The organism is Moritella sp. 36, from assembly GCF_018219415.1.
Lineage (GTDB): Bacteria > Pseudomonadota > Gammaproteobacteria > Enterobacterales > Moritellaceae > Moritella.
This window is the reverse complement of sequence record NZ_CP056120.1, coordinates 2,823,430-2,835,476: the sequence shown is the minus strand read 5'-3', so window position 1 is coordinate 2,835,476 and position 12,047 is coordinate 2,823,430. Positions and strand designations below refer to the sequence as shown.

Annotated in this window: 9 protein-coding genes; 4 read left to right on the top strand and 5 right to left on the bottom strand. The window is 37.1% G+C overall.

Annotation, left to right across the window (positions count from 1 at the left end):
- Positions 1-32 precede the first annotated feature (32 nt).
- A complete protein-coding gene (locus HWV03_RS12560; protein WP_211676210.1) occupies positions 33-1,055 on the top strand; it encodes an SGNH/GDSL hydrolase family protein in 1,023 nt (340 codons plus the stop codon).
- A gap of 32 nt (positions 1,056-1,087) precedes the next feature.
- Positions 1,088-2,881: a right-handed parallel beta-helix repeat-containing protein gene (locus HWV03_RS12555; RefSeq protein WP_211676209.1), complete on the top strand. Its 1,794-nt coding sequence runs from the start codon at positions 1,088-1,090 to the stop codon at positions 2,879-2,881.
- A 1-nt stretch (position 2,882) separates the two neighbouring features.
- On the opposite strand, the gene HWV03_RS12550 is transcribed toward HWV03_RS12555, so the two are convergent.
- The 5 genes from HWV03_RS12550 to HWV03_RS12530 all read right to left on the bottom strand — a co-directional run bounded on the left by HWV03_RS12550 (position 2,883) and on the right by HWV03_RS12530 (position 9,159).
- A complete protein-coding gene (locus HWV03_RS12550) occupies positions 2,883-4,013 on the bottom strand; it encodes a glycosyltransferase (protein WP_211676208.1) in 1,131 nt (376 codons plus the stop codon).
- Positions 4,010-5,914 (bottom strand): methyltransferase domain-containing protein, encoded by a 1,905-nt coding sequence (locus HWV03_RS12545; protein ID WP_211676207.1) that lies wholly within the window; start codon positions 5,912-5,914, stop codon positions 4,010-4,012. The genes HWV03_RS12550 and HWV03_RS12545 overlap by 4 nt, the downstream gene beginning before the upstream one ends.
- 5 nt (positions 5,915-5,919) lie before the next feature.
- Positions 5,920-6,975, bottom strand: coding sequence for a polysaccharide deacetylase family protein (locus HWV03_RS12540; protein WP_211676206.1), 1,056 nt, complete (start codon positions 6,973-6,975; stop codon positions 5,920-5,922).
- A gap of 195 nt (positions 6,976-7,170) precedes the next feature.
- A complete protein-coding gene (locus HWV03_RS12535) occupies positions 7,171-8,907 on the bottom strand; it encodes a sodium:solute symporter family protein (RefSeq protein ID WP_211676205.1) in 1,737 nt (578 codons plus the stop codon).
- On the bottom strand, positions 8,908-9,159 hold the full coding sequence (locus HWV03_RS12530) for a DUF4212 domain-containing protein (protein WP_045110219.1): 252 nt from the start codon (positions 9,157-9,159) through the stop codon (positions 8,908-8,910). It abuts the gene before it with no gap.
- 280 nt (positions 9,160-9,439) lie between these two features.
- On the opposite strand from HWV03_RS12530, the gene HWV03_RS12525 reads away from it, so the two are divergent.
- The gene (locus HWV03_RS12525) at positions 9,440-11,284 is read left to right on the top strand and encodes a DUF294 nucleotidyltransferase-like domain-containing protein (protein WP_211676204.1); all 1,845 of its coding nucleotides are present in this window, start codon (positions 9,440-9,442) and stop codon (positions 11,282-11,284) included.
- Between the two features lie 27 nt (positions 11,285-11,311).
- A complete protein-coding gene (locus HWV03_RS12520; protein ID WP_211676203.1) occupies positions 11,312-12,016 on the top strand; it encodes an exonuclease domain-containing protein in 705 nt (234 codons plus the stop codon).
- Positions 12,017-12,047 lie beyond the last annotated feature (31 nt).

Genomic DNA, 12,047 nt, shown 5'->3' with positions numbered 1-12,047 from the left:
TTAATATGATTAAATTATTGAAGCTGACGTTATTGATTGCATATATTGCTGTATTAGCAGAAGTATTTATTCGCTTCTTAAATCCTGTACCTATTTTGCCTCGTTATGTATCTGCGACTGATTATGGTATTCGCGGTAATACACAAAATGCAGATTATCAACATGTAACTGAGGAGTATAAAATCAATGTTAAAATTAATAGTAAAGGGGTTCGTTCAGATAAGGATATTAGATATGAAAAATCAGAAGGGGTAATCCGAGTTGTTACTTTAGGTGACTCATTTATGCTTGGGTATGGAGCTCAACTTTCAGAAACCTTTCTCTCTCAGATGTCAAATTCAATTGTAGATAAGCATAATGTTGAGATTGTTAATTTGGGGGTGTCCGGGCATGGGACTGCTGAAGAGTTGATAGTGTTAAGGGAAGAGGGGAAGAAGTATGATCCTGATATCGTTTTGCTCAGTTGGCATGGAACGGATTATGCAGATAATATCAGGTCTGGCTTATTTAATATCATGAATGGAAGTTTAATCCAGGTGAATGATAGTTATTTACCCGCTGTTAAATTAAGGGAGTATCTTTTTAGTTTTAAAATATATGAGTTTATTGCAAGTAACTCTCAGTTATATAGTTGGCTAAGAGAGTTAGTATCTGAAATGGTAAAGAATTCTTATGAAGAAATCAGTTCCTATTTTGAATTTCAACCAAAAATTAGTGAAGAAGATAATAGAAATAACTTTTCAACAGAAGACAAAAAAAATGAACTCGCAATACATTTACTTTTAGAAATAAAAAAAGAAGTTGATGATATTGGTGCCAAATTTATTGTTTTAGATATACCCCGTTTTTCTTCGAAAACTCACTTTCGGTCAACATTTCCTGACGATGTCCGGTTGGTTGATATTTTGGTCTATAATCCAATAACAGACTTTAATCATTATAATGAAAATATTTTATATTGGGAGAAGTCCGACGGACATTTCACACCAATAGGTAATCAAATAGTAGGTAAAGCTTTAGCTGATATTTTGGAAAAAAATAAATATCTGGATTGATTTTAGTTAGATATTTTATTATGAGGCAATATATGTTTTTTAAAATTGTAAAAATAAATATATTTTTCACGCTCTTCTTTCCATTATTCTTAAATGCAGCTGAACCCTATAAACTAACCGAAGCTGTCCCCCCAATTTCTGACTTTTGGGGCGGAATCGATCCAATTAATATTAGTGCTCCAATTCCTCCTAGTCGCTGGGCTAAGAATGAAATAAAAAATTACTATTATATTGATAACTCAGATGTGAATGCTACTGATACAAATAATGAATTTGGTTATCCAGCTAAACCTCGTAAAACTATACCAGAGCGAACTTATGATGAAGGGGCGTATATTGAAATTCATGGTGGGCCTTATACTGGAGGTAAGCAAATAGTTTTTCAGGCAAATGGAACCGCTGATAACCCTGTTTGGTTTCGGGGGCCCTCAATTGATGAGCCTGCTCTTATTAGAGGGGAAACGATAGTAAAGGGTAGTTATGTTTTTTTAGAAAATCTAAAATATGATACTAATAAAAAAACAATTGGATTCAGAGTATATGGAGATAGTCATTTACATCATGCTGTGATTCGTAATTCTACTTTTGTCGGGGAAGGTGATGCTGTTGGAGCAACGTCTGTTATTTCTATTTATGGGTCAACAAATAATAGATTTCATGACTTTTTAGTCTATGGAAATACGATTTCAAACTTTGGCGATTCAGAAAAATATGGTGAAGATGATTATGTAGGTGTTATGCCTCGTATTAATGTTGATCGTGTATGGATCGTTAATAACCATATTTATGATGTTGGTGGAGATTCGGTATTAGTCGGTATAGCATCCACAAATGATGTGAATAGAGTGAGTGGTATATATATTGCAGATAATGAGCTACATGGGAATGGTGAAAATGCTATTGATGTTAAAGAATCTGATAATGTAATAATTGCAAATAACCTTCTATATGATGTGAAAAGATCTGGGAGTTCAGCTGGTGAAGTAGTAGTTGTTCATGATAATCCAACTTATGTGACGATTGTTAATAATAGAATTCATAGTGGTGAAAATGGTGTTGTAGTTACTTCTGGGGAAAATATTTGGTTGATTGGTAATGTAATCTATAATATTCATCATGGAAACAGTGAAACTTGGGAGCCTGCAAGTCTTTACTCCTCTGGAGCTGCAATACATTTCAGAGGTACTGGGCGAGCTGGCATATTGGATAATACAATTTTGGACTATGATATTGGGCTTCAGTTGGCGAGTGGTAGATCGGGATATGATGTGAAAAATAATGTATTTGCTTTTCGAGCGGCTTTAGGTGGCTACGAAATTAGTTCGGGTAGCAGTACAAATGATAATAAAAGTTTTCTTGCGGCTAATTTATTTTATACAAAAGGTGTAGATGCTGCCTTTTTATGGAAAGGGGGGGATATTGGAGGTGATAAATTTTCTGATTGTCTCCAGTGTGTTTATAATATTGATCCTAAGCAAAATCTAAAGATTTTGTCTGCAGAAGAACTAAACTTGGTAATTCTTTTTAGCGATGGAAAGCTCCCTTCTGAATCTTTTTCTTCTACTTATTCATTAATTTCGGTTCCTGATTATTCAGTTGTGGCAAATTCAGGATCTGATGTCAGCACTATAATGAATGAACTAGAAGCAAAGTATGGGATTAGTTTAGGCCTGGATTTATTTGGTAACACAAGGCCGTTTTTAAGCCCGAGCACAACAGTATATGACATTGGAGCATTTGAAACAAAGAGTGTTTCAGGTGAAAGTGTCAATACGCCTTCAAGTCCAACAATGGTTGAAGTCATTGTGTCAGGAGAAAGTAAATAGATTAAAGTACTTTATTACAATAAATTAGCTGCATATTTTCCGCTAACCTTTTAGAAGAGAAAAAATGCTCTATTTGAGCCCTAGACTTTATCGCCATTAGCTCAAGCTTTTCTTTATCCTCATATAAAGTGATAATTCTATTACTTAGTTGTTCGGTGTTATTAAGATCAATAATGTAACCATTCAGGGTATCCGTTATTATTTTTTTATTATCTGAAACATTAGTTGCGATAACAGGAATCCCGCAAGCCATTGATTCTAATACAACATTAGGTGTACCTTCAAATAATGAGGGCAAAACAGTGAAATCACAGGCGGGATAAATTTGCTCAATATCATCTCGGTTACCTAGGTAGATAGTATCTTCCGAAAACCCCGAATTTTTTATCTGTTGTTTAACTGCTGCTGTATAGTGGTCTGAACCATGCAATCCATCATATAAAGTATCGCCAACGAGTAACAATTTAAAGCTAATCCCCTGCGCTTTCACTTGCTCTAAGGCTTCAATCAAAAAAGGGTGGTTTTTTTGTTGCTTGAAGCTTGCAAACATACCTATAAGTTTACAATCGGGGTCTATTCCTAATACTCTTCTCATCTTTAATTTGTCTTGTGGTTTAAAACGCTTGGTATCTACACCGTTATAAACTACGTGATATTTATGTGAAGGCTGTCCAGTTTGTGATGCATTGAATTTAGCGCCACTTTGAGAGTTTGCAATGATATCAGATACCAGGTGTTTGGTTAGCTTATATGCTTTTTTTTGAATCGGTTTTAGAGTGTAATTTGTATTACGCTCTGAACCAATAATTTTTATGTCTGTACAGGACAGTTTACCTGCTAACCTAGCTGCAATTTCAGCGTCAAATAAGTAACTATGAATGACATTGAACTTATATTGTCGAACTAGCTTCGCTAACTTAAACACTACGGAAAAATCAAACTTGGCTTTTTTATGAATTATATGTAGAGGAGTATCCTTATTCATCTGGTCTGCAAGTGGGACATATTCAGAAAGTGAGCAAACGTGTATCTCAAACCGTGTTTGATCAATATTGTTGACGAGTTCAATAACTTGGCGTTGGGCGCCACCAAATTCCATATTGCTAATCACTATTAATACTTTAGTTTTCATGAATTAATAACCCTTGCATGAATGATAATAGTGTTGGCTAGGAATTTATTAAGCACTAATTTGTTCGATAATTTTTTGTTTAGCCATTGGCACATCTTGATATTGGCTGTGGCTTCTTCTAACTTAGGGCTGAGCAACGCGTATGTGCAGTACTCAATATTTTCAATATAAAATTGCTGTTGTTGTAGAACATCGATAAATGCTTTTTGATGCCATTGTCGGTGAAATATTTTTTCGTTTTTTTGTTTATTTTTTTTACGAGAAATTAAGTTTTTTAGCGGTATAGTTATCATACTTTCTAATCTACGCAACTGTCTAAATATTGATTGCTTATTGGGTATAGAGATAATCAGACTTCCTTGTGGTGATAATACTCTAGATGCCTCCCGAATAGCTTGCTTGTATTCTGGTATGTATTCTAATACACCTAAAGACACTACAACCTGAAAGGTCCTATCTGAAAAAGGTAAGGCTATCGCATTGGCAACCTGCGCGTTGATATCGGGATAGGCAAGGTTTGCCTCTTTGACCATTTTATTCGAGATATCAATACCTTCTATTTTCCAGTTGCCTGATGTTTTAATAGCTGAAAAACTATCGCCAGATCCGCAGCCAATGTCTAGTAATCGTGGCGTTACTTGTATAAGGCTAATTCTTGCTAGCATATTCTGGCAATGGATTAAGCGATGCTGTAAATCTAAGTGGGAAATAGTGACTGCGTGGTTTTTATAATAGTTGGACCAAATATCACTTTGTTGATTAAAGTGATTCTTAACTTTATATGATGAAATATTTTGAAATACATTCTCAAATTTTTTCATCACATGTTCTTGATCATGATTTTCTAAATAATACTTCTGGCTGTTAAATGATGCCAATTGCCACTTTTCTTTGTCCTGCATTATTTTTTTTATGTGTTCAGGGAAGTTATCTTTTTCTGTCACATGAAAACCTAATTGCTTATCTTTTATGATGTCATCTGGATCAATTGTTGTAATCACTGGGACGCCATAACTCCATGCTTCTAAATAAGTATTAGGAAACCCCTCATAAATAGATGTGCAGCACAATATTGTTGCATTTTGATATATATCTGGCATGTCGAGGCGACTTATTTTTCCCTTATAATTGATGTTGTTTGCTTTTGTTAATCGAGGTAAAATTTCATTAATATAATCAGATTTATCATCTATTGGTCCAATAACCTCAAATAGAATATCAGGCATTTTATTTGCAATATCAATTAACCATTCTATTCTTTTTACTTTGTGTAAACGACCAACCCAAATGACCTTTTTATTATTAAACAAGTTATTACGATTAAAAGAAGGCGTTTGACGAGGGGGGGTGCCTGGCATATTAATAACCTCAGCGCTAATGCCATAATTATTCTGAAGAAGAACCTGCTGAGCTTTAGTTTGTGTAATGACTAGGCTGGCATGTGTTAAGCCATATTTAAATAAATACTCTTCACGTTTAGATTTTAAATTTGGTAACTTAATATCGCAATCAGCGTCACTCGCGACCGTGTATATAAATGGTTTATTATTTTGCTTACACCAAAGCGCAACTTGCCCTGTAACATATTCGGCGCAGTTATGATAATAAACCTCTGCATCGGCTTTTTTTAATGCGGTAATAAGCGAGCTCCAGCGAGGAATAAAAAAACGTAATATAGGCAGTCCGTCACTGACTTTGCAAAGCTTAATTATCTTAATGTCATTGATATATTCGACCGGTTCTTCTCCGCCTTCATTCCATGTGATGATTGATACTTGATGTCCACGTGCCATTAACCATTCCGTTAATAAGGCTGTTTGACGTTCAACGCCACCGATGTGACCAGATTCCTCACCAGTTAATGCGCCATAAGCATTATTTGCTACTATGCATATTTTCATAAATGCTAATCATCCCCGCTGGTAATTTTGTAAAATTGGCGTAATGCAGAAACCTTAAATAAAATTTTGAGGGGGTTTTGGTCTGTTGGTAAATTAAAGCGTTTCAAGCGCATCATGTTACTTCCAACTTTATTTAGCTGTGTGTCGGTGGTTAAGGCACATTGGTAATACTCTTTGACCAACTTCTCGGTGGCTGATTTATAGCTATTATCTGGGTAACAAAAGGTGTCGCAAGCTACGTTGAGTTTATCCTCAATCCGATATTTTGATTCAAATAATTCGTTATCTAGCGTCTTTTTATCTACTAAGGCTAGTCGTGCATGGTTTACTGTGTGACTACCAATTTCAAAGTTTAATTGTTGCTGAGCATATTTAAGCTGTTGCCATGAGGCTAATTTTACGTAGTTGTCCTGTTCAATTATTTGGCTTAAGGCTTTGCCTGTGTGCAACTCTATCTCCGTTGATAGCTGTTTAAGGTAATTCCGCATTCTTTTATCGCAATCAAAATCAGACTTTATTTTATTCCGGAATAGCGCATAACTTTTTTTTAAGCTATCCCGTGATGAACAATCAAATATGAATTTTTCTTGTCGTAGTTCTGTTGTAAAGATATTCTCTTTAATTTGTTGCAATGCGTAATCAAGCCTGTCAAACCAAAATGGAACATTATTTTCTGTATGGTCCGTGGAAACAAATATAGTGGGGTGAATGTTAAAGCGAGAAAATATGACAGCAGCGGCTTCAATGTTATTTAAATAACCATCATCTAAGGTGATCACTAAGGCATTATCGATCGGTTTTATCTCTTTTTTCAATATTTTAATTGCTGTTGTTAGCGAGATGAACTGATATTGTTTGCTCAAGGTTTTAAGGGTGAAATAGAGTTCTTTAGTGTTATGTTGTGTGCGTAACGGTTGCCAACACGATGATTTAGTACGTTCAATATCAATAATACTATGAGCGTATAAAATCGTAATTTTATGCCTATTTATATAGTGAAAAATAGAATAAATACCAAGGTTAAAAGTAGCCTTTAAAAATAGCGTCTTTATTAGGTCCATTTATTAAATAAGCTCCATTGAATAGTGGCTTTTCCAAAAAAAGGCATCTCTGACAATGTATTATAGTGAGTATTAACTATAGTTCGTTTTGATTATTGTTGCTTTTAAAAGACCGATTATTGGACTAAAAAAGCACCGAACGTTTTACGCTCAGTGCTTTTTTATTTAACCTCACTGTGTTTTAGATGTCTGTGACTAATGCTCTGCTGCGGCTCCTGCACCTCGAGGGAAGCGTAGGTTATCAACCAGTTGTTGAATATGTAATGGTGCATCACCTGTTACTTTAGTCACAATGAAAGCAACTGAGAAGTTAACAATCGCACCGACCACACCAAATGCATTTGGTGAAATGCCCAGGAACCAATTTTCTTCCATACCACCGAGGAATGATGTGCCAGGGATAAACATAATGCCTTTATGTTGGAATACATACAGCATAGTGATACCTAAACCTGAACACATACCAGCGACCGCTGCATGACCATTAATTTTCTTCGAGAAGATACCCATCATTAACGCTGGGAATAATGACGAACCTGCTAAACCAAAGGCGAGGGCAACGGTTCCCGCGGCAAATCCAGGCGGGTTAAGCCCGAGGTAGCCAGCGACAATAACGGCAATTGTCATCACTATTCGACTTAGTTTAAGTTCCGATTTCTCTGACATATTTGGTGTTATTATGCCTTTCATTAAATCGTGTGATATGGCTGATGAAATAGCCAATAACAGACCCGCAGCTGTTGATAGTGCAGCCGCTAAGCCACCCGCAGCAACGAGTGCAATCACCCAGTTTGGTAAATTTGCAATGGCAGGATTCGCGAGTACCATAATGTCACGGTCAACTTTAACCATTTCATTTTTGACTGGGTCTGCAACATATTGGATTTTACCATCGCCATTTTTATCTTCAAATTTCAATAAACCGGTTTTTTCCCAATCTTTAAACCATTGTGGGCGTTTTTCATATTCAAGCGGTTGACCAGCAGTTGGCTCTATAGTGTTCATTAGATTGAAGCGTGCCATAGCACCTACTGCAGGCGCGACAGTATAAAGTAACGCGATGAATACGAGTGCATAACCTGCTGAAGCACGTGCATCTTTCACTGTTGGTACGGTAAAGAAGCGCATAATTACATGGGGTAAACCCGCTGTACCGATCATAAGTGACATGGTGTAAGCGAACATGTTTAATGTGCCACCCATGTTATCAGTAGTGTATTGCTTAAATCCAAGGTCGGTAACGACCATGTCGATTTTATCAAGTAGATACACGCCACTGCCGTCAGCAAGCGTACTGCCTAAACCGAGTTGAGGGATTGGATTACCAGTCAGTTGTAATGAAATAAATACTGCTGGAATGGTATAGGCAAAGATAAGTACACAATATTGTGCGATCTGGGTATAAGTGATCCCTTTCATACCACCAAGTACCGCATAAACCCATACTACAATCATCCCTATGCCTAAACCTAGGTCGTAATCAACTTCTAAGAAACGAGAAAAAGCAACACCAACCCCTTTCATTTGACCGATGATATAGGTTACTGACGCGACAATTAAGCAGACAATTGCAACGATACGTGCAGTCTTGGAATCATAACGGTCGGCAATGAACTCTGGCACAGTAAACTTACCATGTTTACGCATATAGGGAGCAAGTAAGGTTGCAAGCAGTACAAAACCACCAGTCCAACCCATTAAGAAGACAGAACCACCGTAACCGAGGAAGGCGATAAGACCTGCCATTGATAAGAATGACGCAGCACTCATCCAATCGGCGCCGATTGCCATACCATTTTGTAATGGTGTAATACCACCACCGGCAGCATAGAAATCACTGGTTGTTTTGGCGCGGGCAAACCAAGCAATGGCAAAATAAATGGCAAATGAACCAAATACGGCGATATAGGTATAGAGTTTTAATTCACTCATTTATTCTTCCTCAACGTTATGTTTTTTGTCCAGTTTATTCATCTGCACTGCATACCAAAATACCAAACCAACAAAGGTATAAATTGAACCTTGTTGCGCGAACCAGAAACCAAGTTTATATCCGCCAAGTCTGAACTCATTCAACTGTTCGACGAATAAAATACCGCAGCCAAATGACACGACAAACCATATAACTAAACACGTTAATATGAGTCGTATATTAGCTTGCCAATAGGCGTTTTCTTGTTCCATATCCTTTCTCCCAAAAAAAACGATTAAATCTTAGTAAGTAAAATTAGATAGTGGTTGATTACCGTAATAAGTTGTCCTTAACTTGAATGACAAATTTTTGGTGCTCGCAACTAGCATGTTGTAAATCTAGCAACCTTTAAAAATTAACCCTATACAACTTTCGTCTATATATTATTTATGGCGTTGACGATTTAGAGGTAGATAGGTTAAAACTAAACATACAAACCAAGTGGTGTAGATTTTAATTAGTGTTCTTTGATTAACGGGTAGGGATTGAGGTATGAATGCAGCATTAAACGACATTGTTGATTTTATTAAAACTATTCCTCCTTTTAATTTGTTAAGCGATCAGCATTGTCACCTCATTGCTAAACACGTCTCAATTGGTTATTACCGAAATCAATCAGCATTAGAAACAAAGCGTGACGATCAAGTCATACTTTATCTGGTTAAAAAGGGCGTTGTGGCTTATTACAACGAGATAAACGAACTTCAGGCTAAGTTTTCTGAGGGTGATTTGTGTAGCGTATTATGCCAAAAAAATATAGATGAATTACAGATAAGCTTACGGATTGAAGAAGACAGTTTGATCTACTCAATTGATTTTAAAGCATTGCAGGAATTACTGATTGATTATCCTAATGCGTTGCAATTTTTATTACAAACGGCTCCACAGCGCTTACAGGATAAAATGGGGTCGGTAAGTGAATCTGCATTGATAGCGTCTAGTCTGACCAATGCGCCAATTATGGATTATTACAATAGTCCTGCCATTACGATATCAAGCCAAGAAAGTATTCAAAATGCTGCCAAATACATGACGGAAAAAAATGTATCTTGTTTGGTTATCATGGCTAATGGCAGCCCTGCGGGGATAGTGACAGATAAAGATATACGACGACGTTGTGTTGCTAAAGGACTGAGTAGTCATGGTCCGGTGACAGACATCATGACTGATAAAATGGCGACAATTGATATCAACCTGTGTGGACATGACGCTTTAGCATTGATGATAAGCCAGCGAATTCATCATTTGCCAGTGACAAATCATGGGGTGTTAGTTGGAATGCTAACGGCCACGGATTTAATGAATCAAGAAGGCCATCATGCCGTAAATTTAAGTTCGGTGATCCATAAAGCCAGTTCTGTCGCGGCCTTGGTTGAACTTAGTTCGATGTTACCAAAACTGCAGGTAAGCATGGCTAAACTGGGGGCTAGCGCAGATTATTTAGGTAAAAATATCAGTGCGCTGACGATGGCTTTTACTATCCGTTTGATCGAATTAGCTGAACAAAAATTAGGAGTGGCACCGGTAAGTTATGCTTGGCTGTGTACGGGTTCACAAGCGCGGCAGGAACAACTTGTTTATTCCGATCAAGATAATGCGTTAATCATTGCTGATCATGCTACGCCTGAACAAGAAGGCTGGTTTGAAGCTTTCGCTCATTTTATTTGTGATGGCTTGGCGGCCTGCGGTTATATTTATTGCCCGGGTAATATTATGGCGACAAATCAGCTGTGGCGACAAAAAAAGCAAGTTTGGCAAGGGTACTTTACCGATTGGGTGACGCAACCTGAGCCTCAAGCATTGTTGAATAGCTGCGTGTTTTTTGATCTCGCCACTGTGCATGGTGATAGTTCATTATTGCAAGATGTTCGTCGTAATATGCTCATACAAACCCAAAAGAACACTTTATTTTTAGCGCATATATCGCGTAATGCATTATTACAAAAACCGCCATTAGGTTTCTTTCGTGATTTTGTACTTGTTCATGATGGCAATAACAAAAAAGGTCTCGACCTGAAACATAACGGTCTTGCTCCGATTATTAATCTGGCTCGTATTTATGCACTTGCGGAGGGCATTGAAGATGTAAATACGATTATGCGATTAAAATTGGCGGCGGGTACGCCATCATTAAGTCGAACAGAATCGGCTAACTTAATTGATGCGTTTGAATTGTTAGGTATGTTACGTGCAGAACATCAAGCCAAGCAGATCGAAAGAGGTGAAGAGGCTGATAGCTATTTGTTACCAAAAGAAATCTCTCGGTTAGAGCGTGAACATTTAAAAGATGCGTTTAAAGTTGTAAAAGCAATGCAAAATTATCGTCAAATGGTTTAGCCGTAGGTCAATCAATAAGGATGTGAGATGAATCTTATACAATCTTTCTTTAGTCTAGAAACACAGCGAAAGCGATTATTAACTAAAGCGCCAGAAGGGGCGCTGAAACAATATTTGAGTGTCCCAATTATCGATCTTGATAAGCCTATTATGCACAGTGATATTTTAGCTGTCGATTTTGAAACCACAGGGCTAAATGCAAAACACGATGATATTTTGAGTATTGGCTATGTTGAATTATCTGGAAACCAAATTAGGTTGGGTAGTTGTTACCATCAAATTGTTGCTGCGCATTGTGAACTCGAAGCGAAGAATGTCATGATTCATACCATTACAGACCAAGATAAAGCCAGCGGGCGGTCATTGGCAAGTGTAGTCGAAGACTTATTAACTGCATTGGCTGGAAAAACAATGTTGGTTCACTATGCACAAATTGAAAAAACATTTCTAGAACAAGCCTGTATAAAGCTTTATGGGATGGCTCCTGTTTTTCCGATAATCGACACGCTAGCATTAGCTAAAAAACGACATGATAGATGCAGTCAAGCTTATGCGCCATCTACACTGCATCTCAGTAATTTACGTGATGAGTATGGCCTACCACACTATCCTGCACACAATGCATTGAACGATGCGATTGCTACCGCAGAACTATTTATGGCAAAAATGCAATATTCAGAGCTCAAAGGAAATACTCAACTTAAATCTTTGATCTCAACTACTTTTAGTTAGTTACGTCGTCGTGTACCTCGAACTGAGCAAG

Bases quoted from the DNA above. Each gene is read 5' to 3' on its own strand.
- HWV03_RS12555 (WP_211676209.1), top strand. From the start codon at position 1,088: ATGTTTTTTAAAATTGTAAAAATAAATATATTTTTCACGCTCTTCTTT.
- HWV03_RS12550 (WP_211676208.1), bottom strand. From the start codon at position 4,013: ATGAAAACTAAAGTATTAATAGTGATTAGCAATATGGAATTTGGTGGC.
- HWV03_RS12545 (WP_211676207.1), bottom strand. From the start codon at position 5,914: ATGAAAATATGCATAGTAGCAAATAATGCTTATGGCGCATTAACTGGT.
- HWV03_RS12540 (WP_211676206.1), bottom strand. From the start codon at position 6,975: ATGGACCTAATAAAGACGCTATTTTTAAAGGCTACTTTTAACCTTGGT.
- HWV03_RS12535 (WP_211676205.1), bottom strand. From the start codon at position 8,907: ATGAGTGAATTAAAACTCTATACCTATATCGCCGTATTTGGTTCATTT.
- HWV03_RS12530 (WP_045110219.1), bottom strand. From the start codon at position 9,159: ATGGAACAAGAAAACGCCTATTGGCAAGCTAATATACGACTCATATTA.
- HWV03_RS12525 (WP_211676204.1), top strand. From the start codon at position 9,440: ATGAATGCAGCATTAAACGACATTGTTGATTTTATTAAAACTATTCCT.
- HWV03_RS12520 (WP_211676203.1), top strand. From the start codon at position 11,312: ATGAATCTTATACAATCTTTCTTTAGTCTAGAAACACAGCGAAAGCGA.